Below are 18,001 nucleotides of genomic sequence, written 5' to 3' on the forward strand. Positions count from 1 at the left end.
CGGGCACCGGTCAAGCGGGCTCCGGTGCGAGTAAGCCCTCCTGCATCGCCCTGACCACCGCCATCGTGCGGTTGGGGCAGTTCAGCTTGGCCAGGATGTTGCTCACCAGCCGCTTCACACCGTGCTCGGAGATCACCAGACGGCGCGCCACCTGCTTGTTGCTCAGCCCTTCGGCCAGCAGCTGAAGGACCTCGAGCTCCCGGGGCGTAAGAGTGGTGCCGCGGAAGTCCTGGTCCATGGAGCGCCTCTGTCCCGCCCTGCCGAGCAGTGTCCGGGCCAGGGTGGAGGAGACGAACAGCCTGCCTTCCAGTACGTCGGTCACCGCGGCGGACAGGGTCTGTGTGTTGAGGTCCTGCTGGTCCACGAAACCCTGCCCGTGGATCTTCGCGGCGCGCTCGATGTCCTGGTCGTCGCCGCCGTCGACGAGGACCAGCAGGCGCGTCCCGAGGCTCCGCAGCTTCTCGGCGTACTCCGGCCACTGCTCGCCGGCCTCCTTCGCGGCGAGGAGGACGAGATCCGGAGCGTCGGGAAGCCGGGCGACGACGTCCTCGCCGGTGGCGAAACAGCGGACCGAATCTCCGTCGGCCACGGTTCGGACCATGGCCTCGATGCCATAGCGCTGGACGACGTCCTGCAGCACCACGGTGATATGGCGAGCGGTCGGGTACTCGGCGTTCATGTCTCTCCCCCTGGTACCTGGATGCGTGGGCCCAGATGTGTCTCGACCTGGTGGGACGGCGTTTCGAGTCGGAAGGGGACACGGACATCCAGTTTCCGTGTCCCCCTCAGGATAAAAAACGAACGATTGGTTTTCAATGGCCGGTCGCACAGTGAGGCGACCGCCATACATGCGGTGGCCGCCGGACCCGGATCCGGCGGCCACCGAGGCGACAGTGTGATCAGTGCGCCTGAGGAGCGGCTTCGCGTTCGGCCGGCGCGGTGCCGGCAGTGGCGCCCTGCTCCCCGGCCGCCCCCCGGCCCGCCGTGGCGATCAGAAGGACGACCAGCGCCGTCTCCACCACCGCCAGTACGGGGAGCGCCCCGGGGCTGGACAGGGCGAGCAGCAGGCCACCCAGCACACCGCCCATGGACGTACCGAGGTACATGACGCTGGCGTTGAGCGCCATCACCTCATTGCCGGACGCGCCGGCGCGGCTCAGCAGCCAGACGGCGAGCGGCGGGTTGAGCATGCCGATCCCGAAGGCCATGACCATGACCAGCAGAACCAGCAGCCAGAAGGGGGTCTCGCCCCACAGGACCGATCCGGACAGGCCGGTCATCGCGGCCACCAGCGTCCCGGCGCCGATGAGGACGGTGCGCAGCGGGCCCAGCTTGTCGCTTGCCGTGCCGCCGATCTGGGTCGCGACGAGACCGGCGAAGCCGGCCGCGACGAACAGCCCCGCGATGCCGTTGGTGCCGACGTCGCCCGCCGCCGAGGTGATGGGGGCGATGTACGTCATCATCATCATGCTGCCCGCGGACAGCAGCATCATCGCGCTGAGCCCCCTCAGGACGGGGCCGTGGGTGACCGGGGCGAGCCGCTCGCGCAGCGCCATGGCCGGCGGCGGCTCCAGCGGCGGAAGCAGCGCGAGCATGCTGACGAGGACGACCGCGCCGAGCGCCACGCACATCCAGAAGGCCGCCTGCCAGCCCCAGGTGCCGCCGAGCCAGGTGCCGATCGGCACGCCGAGGAGCTGGGCCAGCATGATGCCGCCGCTGAGCAGGCCGAGCGCCTTGCCGCGCTGTCCCTCCGGCGGGACGGTGCCCGCGGCGGCGAAGCACATCGGAGTCACCGCGGCGGCGGCCATCGCGCTCGCCACACGGGAGGCGAGCAGCACTTCGTAGGAACCCGCGGTCGCGGCGACGACATTGCCGAGGATGAAGAGCGTGACAGCCCAGGCGGCTAGCGTGCGGCGGGGCACGCGGGCGGTGACCACGGCCGCCAGCGGCGCGCAGATCGCGTACACGATCGAGTAGACGGTCACCAGTTGGCCCGCGGCCGACTCGCTCGTTCCGAGACCGTCGGCCAGTTCGCGCAGGATGCCCGCGACGACGAAGTCGGCGGTGCCGAAGGTGAAAAGTGCCAGCACCATTGGTGCGAGCCAGAGTCCCATGAGGTCCAACCTCTCGGTACGCAGGGGGATGCAGTGGGGGTGGCCGCTGCCGAGCCGTCAGAATAGCCAACAGGCGACGCCTAAACAACACGTGTTGCTTAGATGCGGGCGTCGGTCAGCGCCTCCTGTCGCGGCCGATCGGTGCCGCAGGCAGGCCCCTTGCAGCGTTCCACGTGCGAAGCCGTGCCCGGAGGCCCGAAGGGGCGGACGAACGAAGGGCTCGCAGCGCGCCGTCCGGAGTGCTCGTTCGTGCAGGGCGTCAGGGCTCGGACGGACCGCCGTCCGGTTCGTACGATCCGGCGGATCCCCCTTTCCTTCCGCACCCGCTCGACCCGCGCGCTGCTGCGCGCCCGGGCGGGCGTGCGGCGACTTCCCCTGGAGGCAGAGAACCGATGTGCGGCATCACCGGCTGGGTGTCCTTCACCCAGGATCTGGCCCATCACGTCGACACCGTGGAAGCGATGAACGCCACCATGTCCTGCCGTGGTCCGGACGCCCACGGCGTCTGGACCGGCCGTCACGCGGCCCTTGCGCACAGCCGGCTCGCGATCATCGACCTGGAGGGCGGGCGGCAGCCCATGTCCGCCGCGGTGCCCGGTGGCGAGGTCGTCATCACGTACAGCGGCGAGGTCTACAACTACCGGGAACTGCGTGAACTCCTCACCGGCCGCGGGCACACCTGGACGACGCGGAGCGACACCGAGGTGGTGCTGCGCGCCTACCTGGAGTGGGGCGACGCCTGCGTCGAGAAGCTCAACGGGATGTTCGCCTTCGCGATCTGGGACTCCCGGTCGGAGCGGCTGCTCCTGGTCCGTGACCGTGCCGGGGTCAAGCCGCTCTTCTACCGTCCGACCGCAGACGGCGTCCTGTTCGGCTCGGAGCTCAAAGCGGTGCTCGCCCACCCCGACAGCGACCGGACCGTCGACGCCGACGGTCTGCGCGAGATGTTCCTGTTCACCCGGACCCCGGGGCAGGCCATCTGGCGGGGCATGCGCGAGATGCGCCCCGGCACCATGGTGACCGTCGACCGGACCGGCGTGCGCGAGCGCGTGTACTGGAAGCTGGAGGCGCACGAACACACGGACGACCTGGCGACCACGACATCGTACATCCGGGAGCTGCTGGAGGACATCGCCGCCCGGCAGATGGTCTCCGACGTGAGCCGGTGCGTTCTGCTGTCCGGAGGTCTCGACTCCAGCGCGCTCACCGCGCTGACCGCCGCGGGGCTGCGCCGCGACCACGGCGACGAACGCGTTCGCACGTTCGCGGTGGAGTTCGCCGACGGCGCCGAGACGTTCCAGGCGACGGAGTTGCGCGAGACCCAGGACGCGCCGTACATCCGCGAGGTCGTCGCCCATGTGGGCACCGATCACCACGACGTCGTCCTCGACTCCCGCGCCATGACGGACCAGCAGGTGCGCCGGGCCACGGTCCGTGCCCGCGACCTGCCGGGTGTGCACGGTGACATGGACCTCTCGCTGTATCTGCTGTTCCGCGCCGTGCGGGAGCGCTCGACCGTCGCCCTGTCCGGCGAGGCCGCGGACGAACTCTTCGGCGGGTACCTGTGGTTCCACCATCCCGCCGCGCAACAGGCGGACACCTTCCCGTGGATGGCCCTCTTCGGTGACGCCGAACAGGAGGCGCTGAAGCTGCTGCGCCCCGAGGTCAGGGAGCGGCTGCGGCTGGTCGAGTACGCGCGGGACCGCTATGCCGACGCTGTCGCGGAGGTGCCACGGCTGCCCGGTGAGGACGGCCTGGAGGCGCGGATGCGGCGCATCAGCTATCTCAACCTCACCCGGTGGATGCCGTCGCTGCTCGAACGCAAGGACCGGATGAGCATGGCCAGCGGGCTGGAGGTCCGGGTGCCCTTCTGCGATCACCGGCTGACCGAGTACGTGTTCAACACGCCGTGGAGCCTGAAGACCTTCGACGGCCGGGAGAAGAGCCTGCTCAGGGCCGCCGTCCGCGACGTCCTGCCGGCGTCCGTGGCAGACCGCAGGAAGAGCCCCTACCCGTCCACTCAGGACCCGTTCTACCAGCAGTCACTTCAGCAGCAGGCCAAGCAGGTCGCCGCGGAACCGAACAGCACCCTCTTCTCGCTGGTCAGTGATGAGTGGCTGGCCCGCGCCGTCGCCACGGACCCTGCCCGGATGGACATCTCCGTGCGGCACGGCCTGGAGCGGGTGCTGGAACTGGCCACCTGGATCGACCTCTACGGCCCCGACATCGTGATCGACTGATTCCCACCGTCCCACCCCTGCCCCGGGCCCGGTGCGCAAGAAGCGCCCCGGGCCCGTGCGTGTTAGGGAGAGGGCGCCTCCCTGACCGGGGGTCGCCCCAACCGCCCCAACGGCCCGCCGTCTCGTGGTGAGTCGGCGGGGCGTTGGGGAACCAGGATGTACGCGTACGGCGGCCGGCGGGCTCAGCTCGGAGCAGCGGGGCCCGCGCTACGCGGGCGCAGGACCCGCATCATGGGACGCTCGACGCCCCGGTACAGCGCCCAGGCGAGGACGGAGCACACCGCGAGATAGAGCAGGAAGACCACCACTCCCAGCCACATGGGTGCCGCCGCCTCAGGTGAGGTCAGCAGCCCCAACTCGTGCAGCCAGCCGCGCAGATGGACGCCGGTCCACATCAGGAACACCAGCTGCACCATGTACAGCGCGAACGAGATCTCCCCGAGGAACACCATCGCGCGGCTGCGCAGGGGCGTCCACCGGCTTGTGACGTCCGCCTGGGCCAGCGCCGCGATCAGCAGCGCGAAAGGTACGAACGTCACCGCCACGCGCTGCAGCGGTTCGGGTGCGTACGTGCCCAGCCAGATGGAGCCGACGGCCAGCACGAGCGCCACCGGAACGCCCGGCCCCCGCCACAGTCCGCGGCGCACCAGGCAGGCGAGCGCGATGCCGCAGACGAACTCGGCGAGCCGCATGAGCGGGAATACGTAGACGAACCAGTACATGAACGGTCCGCCGATGGACTCCGTCGGAATGCTCTCGGAACCGCCGGGGTGCTTGAGCGCGAAGGCGCTGGACGCCAGGTACGGCACCACGAACGCGGCCACCGCGCACAGTCCGGCCACCCAGCGCAGGGTGAGCGCCCGGGCTGATGCCATGGCGGCGTACAGGGCCGGGAACGCGAAGTAGAAGAACGCCTCGCAACTCAGCGACCAGGCAACCGGGTTGAGGCCGTAGGACACGGACTGGTCCGGCACCCAGGACTGGACCAGGAACAGGTGGGTCAGAACCAGTTGCCAGCCGGGGAGCGCGTCCGTGGTGGTCGCGATCCACACGATCGCCAGCACGGTGGTGACGAAGAAGACGGGATAGATCTTGGCGAAGCGTCGCTGCCAGAACCTCCGGGCGGTGTCGTTCGGCTTGCGGGACCACGCGAGGACGAATCCGCTGAGGATGAAGAAGCAGCTCACACCCACGAATCCGGTTCCGAACACCGCATGCAGGGCGGTGTCCAGCGGGGAGAGGTCGGTGGAGCCCGCGGGGGTGCTCAGCATGAGCTTCCCGGCGTGCTCCCCGAACACCAGCAGTGCCGCCCACCACCGCAGCCCCGTCAGCGAGTCGAGTCTGGAGGCGCCGCCCGCGCCGGTCGTGGTGCCCGTCGGCGCCTCGGCCCCCGTGGTGGTGGCGGCCGGTGCCGGGCCGCGCGCCGGACGGGACGGGACCGGGGATGCCGTACTTGTCGCACTCATGGTCAGGCCCCGGATCCGGACGTCGCCTGCTGGAAAGCGGCGACGGCCTTGCCCATGAAGGCGGAACGGTTCTCCTGAACCCATCGGCAGGACTGCCGCGGACCGTCCAGTCGCCCGTCGAAGTGCGGTGCCACGTAGCGCGCGAGGAGTTCGAAGCTGTGCCGGGTCTGCTCGCGCGGTGCCCAGTCGTTCACCGCGACGAGCAGCCTGCCGAAGCCGCCGGTCCGCTCCACCAGCCGCTCCACGGCCTCGATGCAGTCGTCGACCGATCCGACGATGGCGGCGCCGGACTCGGCCATCGCCGCGACCTCCTCGCCGGCGGGGACTCCGGGGAATTCGACCGGCAGCCCGAGGGTGTCCCGGAAGTATCCGTGGGCGAAGCGCCGGAAGCCCTCGCGGACATCGGCGTACGCCTGCTTGGTCGTCTCGGCCACGTGCACCGGAAGCACGATCCGCCAGTCGCCGCGGCGCATGGCGCTGCCAGCCTCCGCCGCGGCCGTCTCAGCGTGCGCCCACTGGGCCGCGAGGTCGATCGGGGGCGCACCCGGGACCGGTGCGCCGAACGACAGGGGGCTGAGCCCGTAACGTCCGGCGAGGCGCATGCTGACCGGCGACGAGGCGCTGGATATGGCCACCTCCAGATCCGGCGAGTACGGCGTCAGGTGCAGCCGCGCGTCACGCAGGGTGAACCAGTTGGTGGAGCGGGTCACCGTCTCCCCGGCCAGCAGGGGGCGAATGACCTCCAGCGCCTCCCCGGTCATACGGCGGGTGTCGACCGCCTCGACGCCGAGCATGTGGGCGTCCGCGGGTGACGACCCCGAACCGACGCCGAACATGACCCGGCCACGGGTCATGTGGTCGAGCTGCACGATGCGGGACGCGGCGTGGAACGGGTGGTGGTACGGCAGGCTCACCACGCCGGTCCCCAGGCGTATGCGACGGGTGCGTTCGGCCGCCGCGGCGAGGAAGACCTCCGGCGAACTGATGGTGCCCCACCCTCCGGAGTGGTGCTCCCCGACCCAGACCTCGTCGAGGCCGAGGTTGTCGAGCCAGGAGATCAGGTCGAGATTGCGCCACATCTGCAGGTCGGGGGCCTCACCAGGCGGATGCAGCGGCGAGATGAACGCGCCGAAGCCTACGGCGGCGGGGGCGGTGGTCATACGGGTCTCCCTGAAGCGTGACGGAAGGGTTCGGGCGGGCCGGCCGGGCGGCCGGCCGAGTGGGCCGGACGGGGCACGGGCCGTCGGCAGGAGCAGGGCAGGGGGCCGCGGCGACCCGGTGGCCGATCGGGATGGCGGTGCGGCCGATCCCTCGCTCCGACCGGGCGCACCATCACTTTCCCGGCCGGGCACGCGAGCGGGCAATGCCCATCGCAGGTAGCCGAAACGCGGCCCCGGCCCTGCTCGATCGGCCAGCCCGTACGGGTCTTGGGCGGACCGCGGCGCTCCACGAGGGTGAGCGCCGGGCGTGGCCTCTCCACCAGAGTGACTAATAGACACGTGTTGCATAAACCACTGTCGTTGCTTACTCTGGGATTATGCGAATCGAGATCTGGGCAGACGTCGTCTGCGCGTGGGCGTACATCGGTAAGCGCCGCCTGGAGCGGGCGATCGCGGACCGCGACGATGTCGAGGTGGTCTGGCGGCCGTTCCGTATCGACCCGAGCGCCCCCGTCACGGCCCTTCCCATGGACGAGGCCATGCGTGACCCGCTCATGGACGAGGCACTGCGCGCCTGCGCGCCCGGCCTCACGCCGGCCGAGAACCGGGTGCGGATCTCGGAGATCGCGGCGGCGGAAGGGCTTGGCCCCTGGCGGGGTGCGAGCTGGCGCGTCAGCAGCCACGACGCCCACCGGCTCCTCGCGCTGGCTCACGAACGCGCCGGCTCCGCAGTGCAGGACGCACTGGCCGAAGGCCTGATGCACGCGTACTTCATCGAGGGGCGGGACATCGGCGACCGGGCAGTGCTGCGTGACGTCGCCCTTCGGGCGGGATTCGCTGAGGGGCCGGGGCTGCTGGAGACCGAGGCCGGTGAACTGCTCACCCGCGAGCTGCTGTTGCAGGGCAAGGCGCGCAAGGTGCGCACATCACCCTCCTTCGTCGTGGGCAACCAGGCGCTGGCGGGCGCGCAGACGTCCGAGGCGATCGGAGACTTCTTGGCCGGGATCCGGCGACAGCCCGACGTACCGGCCGAGGTGAACCGTATGCGCTGGGCGGAGTCACTGATGGAGGAGCGAGACCCGCTCGGCGCGCTCACCCTGCTGCGTCCACTGCTGGCGGACTTCGCCGACGATCCCGCCGTGCGGATCCTCGCGGCCCGCGCCTACTTCGGGTCCGCCCAGCTCAATCGAGCGCGGACCGTACTGGAACCGCTCGTGGAGCAGCGCCCGGACGACTTCTACGTCCGCATGCTGTACGGGCGCACGCTCCAGCGGCTGGGGCTGGATGCCCAGGCACAGCCGCACCTCCGGCTCGCCGTGGCGGCGAGCGACTGAAGTCGCCTGGGCGACCTGGATCCCCGCAGGTCGAGAGGAAGAACGAGAGAGAACCGATACGTGACCAAGCAGGACCGGGCGACGGTGACTCGTGCCGCCCTCGTCGAGGCGGCTGCCGCAGAGTTCGCGCGCGACGGTTACGCAGGCGTCTCGCTGGGGCGGGTCTCGCACGCTGCCGGGCTGTCGAACGGAGCGCTGACCTTTCACTTCCGCTCCAAGGCCGATCTCGCCGATGCAGTGGTGGACAGCGCACTGGCGGCGGTCCGGGCGTCGGTCAGCGACGCGCTGTCGGCCGCACCCACGCCGCTGGCCCGCCTCTCGGAGGTGGTCACCGGTATGACGCGCACCCTCCACGCAAACACGGCGGTGCGCGCGGCCGCCCGCCTGGAACTGGACCACTCGGCCGGCCTGAGGCGCTGGTCCAGCGCCTGGCATCCGCAGGTGCGGCAACTCGCCGAGGAGGCCTCCCGGGCCGGTGAACTGCCGGCAGGCACCCGCCCGGAGGATGTCTCCGCACTGGCCGTCCTGTTCATCCGAGCCGTCGCTCTCCACACCCGAGCCCACCCGGCTCCCCCCGACGACCTCCGTGATCAGCAGGGTGCCCACGTTTCCCTGGCTCAGTACCTGCGCCTGTGGGCCATGGCCTGCCGCGGCTTGACGCCATGACGGTCCAGGCCGGCCGCGATGACCGCGGCGAGGCTCACGCCGGCGGGCAGCGCCAGGTGCTTACGCTTCGGGGGTGTCGGCATAGCCCCGCAGGTCTCGATCAGTGCGGGAGCCGTAGCGGCCGTCCGACGCCGGGGCTGACCTGAGAAGTGCGCCGTCGCACCGCTGCTGGCCGTTGTTGTCCGCCGAATCCGTGCTCTCTCGCGGGCTCGGCGCCCGGGACGCTCCTCAGCCATCATGGTCCAGTGACGGAGACACCCGTGCTCGCAGCGGCCTGGGACGAAGCCGAGCGGTTCCGTCTCCGGAGCACTGGCCTGGGCAACTGGGCGTATGTGACGGGCGCCCAGGGCCGAGAGGCGGGCTACCGCACGCACGCCTGGGCAGCCTCGACGGCGTCGTCCTCGACATCACCGGCAGCCAGTTTCCCGGTCGGCCGGACATCCGGCTGGGCGAGCCGGGCGCCTGGTTCGCCGAATGGGAGAGTGGGCCGCCCCGGCGGGCCACTGGGATGAAGACCCCGGCACGGACGAGGGAAGGGGGTTTCAGCTGGTGTTGAAGTACCTGTGACCGGCTTCCAGAGTCCCCGTGGGATCGATCTCTGGAGAAGCGACGGAAGCCCCCGAAATTCGTTAGACAACAAACAAACCCCAGGCCGCTGACCTGGGGTTCAATCATGGAGCGGGTGACGAGAATCGAACTCGCGCTGTCAGCTTGGGAAGCGACGGCGCTTGCGATGCTGGGGCGCGGCTGACCTGCGTGGTTCTGTCAGGAAGCCTGCCATGGAGGAGCGGATCGGCGCTCCTTCTGACCGTGGCTGACCGGTCTTATGGGCACGCCAAGGGCATGCCGCTCGACGAGGTCGTCGAAAGTCTCTTCCCGTGGCGGACCGACTGCTGACTCCTGGGCAGCGAGAGCCGACGTAGAGGTTGTCGTTGCGATGGCACACGGGACTGGTCGCGACGCCTGATCGGCGCTGAGGAATCGTAGGAGTTGATCTCGACCGGGCCGGGAACAGGCAGGCGTGACGTCCCGGACCCGCCTGTCCATCGGTGCGTCGTCACGTCGTCGACGAGTACATGTTGTCGGCCTGTCGGGGCAGGGCTCACTGTTCCTTCTGCGGCCTGGGGCTCATCCCGGCGAAGACCGCTCGCAGGATGCGGTCGATGTAGGCGTCCGTCAGGGGCTGCTGGGTGACCAGGAGACGGAAGTAGAAGGGGCCCGACAGGATCTCCATGGCCAGGTCCAGGTCGAAGTCGGGATCGATCTCCCCCTGGTCCCTGGCGGCTCGCATGCGGGCGAGGGTGTCGGCGGTCTGCGGCTCGATGAAGCGCTCGTTCAGCGCGGCCGCGACCGCCGGGTCGTGCTGGGCCTCGCCGATGAGGTCCTGGTACAGCGGGCCCCACGGCGGACGGCCGAGCAGGTCGACGGCCTTGGTCATCACCTCACGCAGGTCGGCGACGACGTCACCGGTGTCGGGGTGGGCCAGGCCGGACTCGTTGAGGCTGAGAACCGCGTCGAGGAACAGCAGCCCCCGGGAGGGCCAGCGGCGGTAGATGGTGTGCTTGCCGACACCGGCGCGGGCCGCGACCGCCTCGATGCTGAGCTTGGCGTAACCCGTCTCCTGGGCCAGCTCCAGCGTGCAGCGCATGATCGCTTCGGTGAGGTCGGCGGCGCGGGCGGCACGGCGGTCAGTCATGTGCGCCACCGTATCAGCACGGCACGTGCCGTGTTGACATGAGCGCCGTTCGCACCCATGCTGACGGCGTAACGGCACGGCCCGTGCCGTGCCAGTAGTTGAGCGGTTTCAGCCCACTGCCGGAACGCCGGCGGGACAGCACGAGCTCGCGGGTGCGCCCAGTAGGACACCGACGCCCCCTCTCCACGACACGAAGGACCTCCTCATGTCTCAACCCCCACCTGCCGTCGACCCACTCGGCTCCGGCCACGCACTGCGTCTGGACGCGGTCACCAAGCACTACGCATCACCGGGCAGCCTGGTGCGAGCACTCGACGGCGTCTCCCTTGCCCTGGACCACGGTTCGTTCACCGCCGTCATGGGCCCCTCCGGATCGGGCAAGAGCACGTTGCTGCAGTGCGCCGCCGGGCTCGACAGCCCCAGCTCGGGCCGTGTGTTCGTGGACGGTGTGGAGATGAGCGACGGCACCGAGACTCAGCTCACCACGTTCCGCCGGGGCCGGATCGGCTTCGTGTTCCAGCACTTCAACTTGCTGCCCACGCTGACCGTCCTGCAGAACACCACGCTGCCGCTGCGGTTGGCGGGCAAGCGCGTCAACCGCGCCCAGGCCGTCGAAACGCTGGAACGCGTCGGACTCGGGGGACGCCTCGACCATCTGCCCTCGCAACTGTCGGGCGGTCAGCAGCAACGGGTGGCGATCGCCCGAGCACTGGTCGCCGGGCCGCGGGTGGTGTTCGCCGACGAACCCACCGGCGCGCTGGACACCCGCAGCGCGCGCGAGGTCCTGGCGCTCCTCCAGGAAGCGGTACGCATCGACGGCCGGACACTGGTGATGGTGACCCATGACCCGGTCGCCGCCGCCCACGCCGATCAGGTTCTCTTCCTGGCCGACGGCCGGCTCGTCGGCCGGCTGGACCGGCCCACCGCCGCCACGGTCGCCGACACGATGACCCGGCTCACCGACGAGGTCGGCGACCGCCGCGTCACCGAAGGGGTGTGAGGACGTTGTTCTGGTTGGCTTGGGCCTCGCTGCGACGCCGGGCCGGATCCTTCGCGGGCAGTTTCCTGGTGCTGTTGTTCGGCGCGACGATGGTGATGTCGTTCGCCTCGATGCTGGACACCAGCCGTGGCACCGGTGTGGACGCGACCAGTGTCGAGACGCTGACGACCATGGGCGGTGTGGTCGGCGGCTGGGGCATGTGCCTGGTCGTGTTCGCGGTGATCTCCACCCTGGGGCTGTCGGTGCGGCAACGCGCGGCCGAGACGGCCCTGCTCAAGAGCGCCGGCGCCACACCGGCACAGATCATGCGAATGGTCGTGGGCGAGGCGGCACTGGTCTCGGTCGCCGCCGCGGTACTCGCGGTGGGCCCGTCCTACCTGCTGGGCCGCGCCCTGCTCGCCCTGCTGACGGACACCGGTCAGGTCGCCGACGACACCGCCTTCGCCTTCGGCACGTTCGCGCTGCTCATCGGCTTCGGAATCACCGTATTGTCCGCGGTGATCGGCGCACTGTGGACGGCCCGGCACGCGACCCGGGCGAGCGTGGCAGCGTCCCTGGCGGACGCCGAACCCGGCCGTATGACCTGGAAACGGATCGTCCCGGGGGGCGTTCTGCTGGCCGGCGGCCTCTACCTCGGCGTGCTGACCGTCACGGCGTTCCGGGACAAGGGGCCGGACGCCATGCCGATCGCCGCGCAGGCTTCCATCCTGACCTCCATGGGACTGGCCGTCCTCGCTCCCGGTCTGGTCCGTGCCGCCACCGCCCTGACCGGCCGCGCACTACGCGGTCGCGGCGTGTCCGGACACCTGACGGTGCAGCACCTGCGGCAGCGCACCGGCCAGGCCGCCGGCGCGCTCATGCCGATCATCGTGTTCACCGGCATAGGCACCGGTGTCCTTTACCTCCAGCTCATCGAGGACCGTGCCGTCGCCGCGTCCGGCCAACTGCGCAGCACCGAGCAGCAGAGCATCCAGACGCTCAACCTCGTCGTCATCGGCATGATCGTCGTGTTCGCCTGCATCATGCTGATCAACACCCTGGTGGCCTCGACCACCTACCGTCGCGGTGAGTTCGGCCGACTGCGGCTCGCCGGCGCGACACCTCGCCAGGTGCTCAGGATGGTCCGCACCGAGGCCCTGCTGATCGTGGCGACCGGCACTGTCCTGGGCACGGTGGCCGGCTCGGTCACCGTGCTTCCGTACAGCGTGGTCCGCGACGACCGGTGGATACCCGACCTGCCGGTCTGGATCCTGCTGGGCATCGTCGCCATCGCGGTCACAGCGACCCTGGGCACCGCACTGGGTACCACACGCCGGATGCTGCGTACCCCGGCTGTCGACGCGGTGGCACCCTGATCGCCCCGCGCGAACGAAGCCGATCCACGCGGTTCGATGACGTGTGACCACCGCTTCGCACGAGGTGACGGTCACCTCACCCGTGTCGCGATGCCGGAGGCGCCCTCGCCGTCTCGCGGGCTTCCGGTGTCGCGACACGATTCCTTGACCCGTCCAGCGAGGTCGAGGGAAGTCTCACCCCACTGGTACTGGACAACAAAGAACCCGCAGGTCTCCGACCTGGGGGTTTCACATGAGTGAGGTTGCCCTCTCGGGGGGAGACATGCGGCCGATTGTCTATATCGGCAACGAGGAGTGCGCGGATGCTGTCTCCGTCCGTGCGAAGACCGCCGAGCTGTGAAACCTGCTGGATGAGGTTGACGAGATGGCCGACCGGGTCTTCGCTGATCACGAGGGCCGCTCGTGACGACGGGCCTCCGGCGGTGAGGAACAGCTGCAAGCGGCGCGGCACCGACATGGTGACTTGCGGTTGCACACTTCTACGCCCGACCTGGAACGTCAAGATCACAAAGAGCGGCTTATAACGTGCAGACTTCGATCTTCGCCGCAGGCAGCCTGGGGCCCTAGGCGAGGAGGCGGCTGATGTGGTGGATTGCGGTGGGGTTTGGGAGCGTCGCGGGTGTTGTGATCCTGCGCATTCTGCTCTGGCAGGTCCGGGGGCTGTTGCTGGACGTCGGTGACGTGGTGCGCGCGTGTACCGAGGTTTTGCCGAATTTCTGCGGCGGGGAAGGCCGGGGGGTTGGATGCTGCGCCGCTCAACACCGGTGCCCCGGCGCTGCCGAGGCTCCGAGGTGTTGGTGCAGGCTCAAGTAGGCGATCAGTCTGACGACATGGTCGGTCTGAGCGCGAGCTTCGAGCTGCGTGAACGACGCTGCGGCGGAAGCGGTACGTTGCTGCTGCCCGGGCGGTTGTGCCTACCCAAAGCGGCTTCTCCCCTACCGTCACACCGACGGCGCGAAAGACTGCCCGTTTCTCTGACCACACGGGGCCCGGGCTCCCGGCCGTGCTGCCCTCGGCGTCGACCGGGTGTAGCCGCCGTACCGCGCGAGTCAGAACCGTCATGCGGCGCAAGGGCCGGCCCTCTACGAGGTCGGCCCCTGCATGCGCCGCTCAGCCGAGGTGGTCGGCCAGTTCACACTCCAGCGCGGCCTTCGGTTTGGCACCGACGACGTCGCAGCTGGCTTGCGCGGGCCGACTTGAACGGAACCTGCCGTGGCGGCTACTTCGAGGCGTCCTCAATGGCCTCGAAGATGTCGGCGTCGGTTTCCTTCTGCCAGTCCGGTAGGTCGGGCCAGTCGGCGACGTAGCCGGGCTTCGGGTTCTCGAAGTGCTTGTACATTTGCGCGGTCCAGCAGGTGGCGACGAAGCGGCTCTTCTGCTCGCGGGTGAGGCGGGAGGCGTGGCGGTCGCTGAGGTCGAGGAACTGGCGCACCTGGTCGTGGACGGCGCCGGCGGCCTGGCGCTCCCACTCGGGCGTCTCTTCCCAGGGGGTGACGTAGCCGGGCTTGGGATCGTCGGGGAAGTGCTTGCGCACTCCGTTGATCCAAGCCTCGCGGAACAGTCGGGCGCCCTCGGACTGCGACATGCCTTCCCCTCTCGTCACGTCGTGCACAGTGCGTCGATCTCGGCGCCCAGCTCCGCCACACGAGCGTCGCGAGTGAGCGGGCCGAGGTCGGTTCGTAACCCCTGAAGTTTATGGGCGACGTAACCGGAGGAGGTCGTGCAGGCGAGTCGCAACGCCTCCCCGCCGTAGGCGAGTACTTGGTCGGGGTCCTGGCGCCGGGCGCCGATGGCCGCTAGGTCGGTCAGGACCGCACCGCGTCGCCGGAAGGACTGGCCGGAAGCGAGGACGTCCTGGCCGAGTGCGGTACTGAGTGCCTTCTCGGCGAGGTCGAGGCGACCGAGCTGGAGGTAACGCGCTCCGCGTTCCTCTGCGAGTCGGGAGCCGTCGAAACGCAGCCAGCCACCGTTGTGGGCCGGCCCGCTCAGGCCGGTCACCTTCTCCGCCTCGTCCAGGGCGCGCTCGCAGGCGGAGAGGTCGCCGAGGCCGGCGTACGCCTCAGCCTGGACGGCAGCGACCCAGTAGCGTGTGGACAGGGAACGGTCCCCGCGCCTTGCCACCTTCTCGGCGGCCGACAGCGTGCCGACCGCGTGGGCGTAGCGGCGTTCGTACAGATCGACGTAGGCGTGGCGGACGAGGGCACACGCCCACAGGTCGTAGGACTTTGCCTCCTGGCTGGCAGAGGCGGCGAGTGTGTAGGAGGCGGCGGCGTCGGTGTAGCGGTTGCCGTCGAAGGCCAGTTCTCCGGCGAGCTGGAAGAGGCCGCCGGCCGCGCCGCACAGAGCCTGCGCTTCGACCTCGGGCCGCCCGTCGAGGGTCTCGTTCAGGGCGGTGAGCTGGTCGCGGACGACCGGGTAGACGGAACGCTTGGCGCGGGCGAGTTGGTAGACCTGCCACAGGTGTCCGTTCATGCGCAGGAAGCCGTCGGACATCCCGCGCAGCGCGCCCTCCGCGAGGGCTGCACCCTCGTCGGGAGGTAGGGCCACCAGGGCACTGGTGACGGTGATGGCGCGCAGGAACTGGCGTCGGATCATGTCGTCGAGGCCCCCTGAACCGTGGTGGTCGCGAGGCGGCGGCCCTGCCGACTCCGGTCGGGCTGCTCGTGGCTGTCCCACCAAGGCGTCGAGTTCGTCAAGGTCGAGGTGGAGCAGCTCGGCCAGCCGTGGTCTCAGCGGCGGCTGCGGCGTGGTGGTGCGGCCTTCCCAGCGGCCGACGGTTCGTCGGTCCACGCCGAGGGCGTGCGCGAGCTCTTCCTGACTGTAGCCCAGCGCCCTGCGCCTCTCCGCAAGCCCCATGCCGCCCCCTTTCCACGCACCAACCCGCGTCTAACCCGACGGCACCGGGCTGTCCCAGAAGTGTCCCAGGACTGCCCCGTGGATGCCGTGGTCCGCGCCAACGCGAGCCGCTTTTCTGGACGTTGTCAGACATGACATCGGTGGAGGCCGGAGAAGGGGTGCGGACATGGCAGCAGGAAGCGTCACGTCGTCCGAGGTGGCTGGAGTATCGGTAGTCCTGGAGGCGGTCGACGAGACCGTGGAGACAGCGCTGGCCATCCGGCTGTCGATGCCCGAGCGCCCGGTGATCGACGCCACGACCCGAGACCTGGTCGGTCACCTGAGAGTGCTGATGGCCGAGGAACTCGGCTTTGACGAGGACCCGGCCGTCCAGGCGCTGTTCCGGGAGGGCTACCGGGTCCTCGACCTGACGCGCCGGCCGACGGAGCAGTCCCCCCACTTCATCGCCTACCAGTACATGCGCGACGTCGGCGCGCTGACCAGACGCTTCGCCGACGTCTACCGCGCGACCCGGAAGAAGGACCAGGACGATGGCTGACCAAGCCCCGACCGAGCTGCCAGTGCGCTCGTCTGGCGCCACCCTGCCCGACCAGGAACGAGCACGACGCGTCTTCATCGGCCGCCCCGGCCTCGCGCCGACCGTGGGGCAACAGCGTGGCAAGGGTCAGGGCGCGCAGTGAAAGGCCAGGTCACGGCCCAGGTCATGTACATCGCGTGCGTCCTGGCGCTCGGGGGATCGATCGTGGTGGCGGTGTCCCGGGGATGGTGAGCCGGCGACGCAGCAGGCGAGGTCACCCCTATGGCTGGCGGCAGTGGCTGCTGTCGGCCCTGATCATCGTCTCCACTACTCCGGTCGCCTGGGCTCTGTGGCACTTCGCCCCCGACTGAGAGACCACCGGTCCGCTCCGGACCTACCGACTCCGGCTCTGGCCGAGCGAGCCCTCGGGAAGACCCGGTGCCCACCGGGGAAGGGCTCAGCCGCTCTCCCCCCTCGGTCAGAGCGGCCCCCACCCAACGAGCTCCCGTCCAGTTCGCCGTGAAACGCCGGCGGCAGGGACGGGTCCGGGCTCCGCAGCTCGAGGGGCCCGTCCACCCACTCCGCAGGAGGAAAGGAACAGCCATGATCATCGACGAACTCTTCACGGGAGACCTGGTCACCGGCGTCCCCAGCATGGACGCGGCGCTGCTCGACAAGATGCCCGGTGGTGGCGACAACAACGGCGACCACTGCAGCTGACCGGCCGGTGAACGCGGCGGAGCAGGGCCTGGCGTCCTGCTCCGCCGCTCCGTAGAGGAGGGGAGCGGAGTGCTCTCGTTTCGTGTGCGACTGGCAGACACCCGGGACGCCGGCTGGCGATGGGACACAGACCGCTGGGCCAAGGGGGAGAGCTGGATCCGGCCCGCTCACGCAACCGTCCTGGTCGCGGACCTCATACCGGGCGACGGATCGAGCGTCTGTGCGCTGGTGCGGGAAGATAGAGACGGTGAAGCCGACTACACGTCGCTGCTCGTCCGGCCCGACGAGATCCAGGTCTCGGCGGGAGTGCTGGGTACCGTCCCGCTGTACCTCACGGCTGTCGGCGACGAGGTCTTCGGGTCGTGGGACATCGTCGACCTCCGGCCGCACCTGCGGCCTGACCGGCTCAATCCACGAGCGGTCGCCCGCACCTTGAGTCGCCAACACCGCTACAGCACCGACACCCTCTTCGACGGCGTGTACCGACTCACCGAACGCGCTACCGCGGTCTTCACGCCAGCAGGGCTCTCCATCCTCTACCCCGAGCCCGCCCAGCACGTCCTGGAACCCCGCAGCCTCCGTAGCGGAGTGGACCCCGTGACCGCGTTCGACGCACTGCTCACCGAGGCCGTGGCCGAGTGGCGATCGACGGCCGACCGCATCGGCGTCGAGGTGTCCGGCGGAGCGGACTCGGCCAACGTGGCACTGTCCGCCGGCGCGTGTGAGCGATCATGAAATTCCTCAGGCAGGGCGGGTTCTGCGTCACGTAATTCCCCACCCCTGCGGTCACGTAATTCCCCATGGGGACGACGGACGCGGCGGGTAGTAGGTCCTGGCCATCGCGAAGGCGCACGCTTCCTCGATCAGTGGTTCGAGG

General features: G+C 69.8%; 16 protein-coding genes. 9 read left to right on the plus strand and 7 right to left on the minus strand.

All coding sequences use genetic code 11. The features are described from left to right. Window positions 1-10: 10 nt before the first annotated feature. Entirely contained in the window at window positions 11-679 is a 669-nt protein-coding gene (locus ACFCZF_RS31120) for a response regulator transcription factor (RefSeq protein ID WP_376674458.1), read from the minus strand. A gap of 220 nt (window positions 680-899) precedes the next feature. Continuing rightward, window positions 900-2,114, minus strand: a complete 1,215-nt coding sequence (locus ACFCZF_RS31125; protein WP_376674459.1) for an MFS transporter — start codon at window positions 2,112-2,114, stop codon at window positions 900-902. A gap of 392 nt (window positions 2,115-2,506) precedes the next feature. Between ACFCZF_RS31125 and asnB the strand changes: the two genes are divergently transcribed. Continuing rightward, entirely contained in the window at window positions 2,507-4,354 is a 1,848-nt protein-coding gene (gene asnB, locus ACFCZF_RS31130) for an asparagine synthase (glutamine-hydrolyzing) (RefSeq protein ID WP_376674460.1), read from the plus strand. 182 nt (window positions 4,355-4,536) lie between these two features. Here the strand turns inward: asnB and ACFCZF_RS31135 are convergent, their stop codons facing one another. Both ACFCZF_RS31135 and ACFCZF_RS31140 read right to left on the minus strand, forming a co-directional pair. Beyond that, window positions 4,537-5,820 (minus strand): acyltransferase family protein, encoded by a 1,284-nt coding sequence (locus ACFCZF_RS31135; RefSeq protein WP_376674461.1) that lies wholly within the window; start codon window positions 5,818-5,820, stop codon window positions 4,537-4,539. 2 nt (window positions 5,821-5,822) lie between these two features. Then, window positions 5,823-6,980 carry an LLM class flavin-dependent oxidoreductase gene (locus ACFCZF_RS31140; RefSeq protein ID WP_376674462.1) on the minus strand — a complete coding sequence of 386 codons (1,158 nt, stop codon included), beginning with the start codon at window positions 6,978-6,980 and terminating at the stop codon, window positions 5,823-5,825. A gap of 377 nt (window positions 6,981-7,357) precedes the next feature. Here ACFCZF_RS31140 and ACFCZF_RS31145 point away from each other — a divergent pair, with 377 nt between their 5' ends. Continuing rightward, window positions 7,358-8,314 carry a DsbA family protein gene (locus tag ACFCZF_RS31145; RefSeq protein WP_376674463.1) on the plus strand — a complete coding sequence of 319 codons (957 nt, stop codon included), beginning with the start codon at window positions 7,358-7,360 and terminating at the stop codon, window positions 8,312-8,314. A 60-nt stretch (window positions 8,315-8,374) separates the two neighbouring features. Continuing rightward, the gene (locus ACFCZF_RS31150; protein WP_376674464.1) at window positions 8,375-8,980 is read left to right on the plus strand and encodes a TetR family transcriptional regulator; all 606 of its coding nucleotides are present in this window, start codon (window positions 8,375-8,377) and stop codon (window positions 8,978-8,980) included. Between the two features lie 1,102 nt (window positions 8,981-10,082). On the opposite strand, the gene ACFCZF_RS31155 is transcribed toward ACFCZF_RS31150, so the two are convergent. After that, a complete protein-coding gene (locus ACFCZF_RS31155) occupies window positions 10,083-10,676 on the minus strand; it encodes a TetR/AcrR family transcriptional regulator (RefSeq protein WP_376674465.1) in 594 nt (197 codons plus the stop codon). A 205-nt stretch (window positions 10,677-10,881) separates the two neighbouring features. Between ACFCZF_RS31155 and ACFCZF_RS31160 the strand changes: the two genes are divergently transcribed. Both ACFCZF_RS31160 and ACFCZF_RS31165 read left to right on the plus strand, forming a co-directional pair. After that, entirely contained in the window at window positions 10,882-11,676 is a 795-nt protein-coding gene (locus ACFCZF_RS31160) for an ABC transporter ATP-binding protein (protein WP_376674466.1), read from the plus strand. A gap of 5 nt (window positions 11,677-11,681) precedes the next feature. After that, window positions 11,682-13,031: an FtsX-like permease family protein gene (locus tag ACFCZF_RS31165; RefSeq protein ID WP_376674467.1), complete on the plus strand. Its 1,350-nt coding sequence runs from the start codon at window positions 11,682-11,684 to the stop codon at window positions 13,029-13,031. A 1,219-nt stretch (window positions 13,032-14,250) separates the two neighbouring features. On the opposite strand, the gene ACFCZF_RS31170 is transcribed toward ACFCZF_RS31165, so the two are convergent. Both ACFCZF_RS31170 and ACFCZF_RS31175 read right to left on the minus strand, forming a co-directional pair. Beyond that, window positions 14,251-14,616 carry a hypothetical protein gene (locus tag ACFCZF_RS31170; RefSeq protein WP_376674468.1) on the minus strand — a complete coding sequence of 122 codons (366 nt, stop codon included), beginning with the start codon at window positions 14,614-14,616 and terminating at the stop codon, window positions 14,251-14,253. 14 nt (window positions 14,617-14,630) lie between these two features. After that, window positions 14,631-15,887 carry a helix-turn-helix domain-containing protein gene (locus tag ACFCZF_RS31175; protein WP_376674469.1) on the minus strand — a complete coding sequence of 419 codons (1,257 nt, stop codon included), beginning with the start codon at window positions 15,885-15,887 and terminating at the stop codon, window positions 14,631-14,633. Between the two features lie 166 nt (window positions 15,888-16,053). Here ACFCZF_RS31175 and ACFCZF_RS31180 point away from each other — a divergent pair, with 166 nt between their 5' ends. From ACFCZF_RS31180 to ACFCZF_RS31195, 4 genes are all read left to right on the plus strand, one after another. Further along, entirely contained in the window at window positions 16,054-16,425 is a 372-nt protein-coding gene (locus tag ACFCZF_RS31180; RefSeq protein WP_376674470.1) for a hypothetical protein, read from the plus strand. Next, window positions 16,418-16,567: a hypothetical protein gene (locus tag ACFCZF_RS31185; RefSeq protein WP_376674471.1), complete on the plus strand. Its 150-nt coding sequence runs from the start codon at window positions 16,418-16,420 to the stop codon at window positions 16,565-16,567. Before ACFCZF_RS31180 ends, ACFCZF_RS31185 begins: the two co-directional genes overlap by 8 nt. 82 nt (window positions 16,568-16,649) lie before the next feature. Further along, a complete protein-coding gene (locus ACFCZF_RS31190) occupies window positions 16,650-16,775 on the plus strand; it encodes a hypothetical protein (RefSeq protein ID WP_376674472.1) in 126 nt (41 codons plus the stop codon). Between the two features lie 418 nt (window positions 16,776-17,193). Beyond that, complete coding sequence (locus ACFCZF_RS31195) at window positions 17,194-17,859, plus strand: hypothetical protein (protein WP_376674473.1); 666 nt, start codon at window positions 17,194-17,196, stop codon at window positions 17,857-17,859. Window positions 17,860-18,001: the final 142 nt, after the last annotated feature.

Source organism: Streptomyces sp. NPDC056296, from assembly GCF_042268605.1.
Taxonomy (GTDB): Bacteria; Actinomycetota; Actinomycetes; order Streptomycetales; family Streptomycetaceae; genus Streptomyces.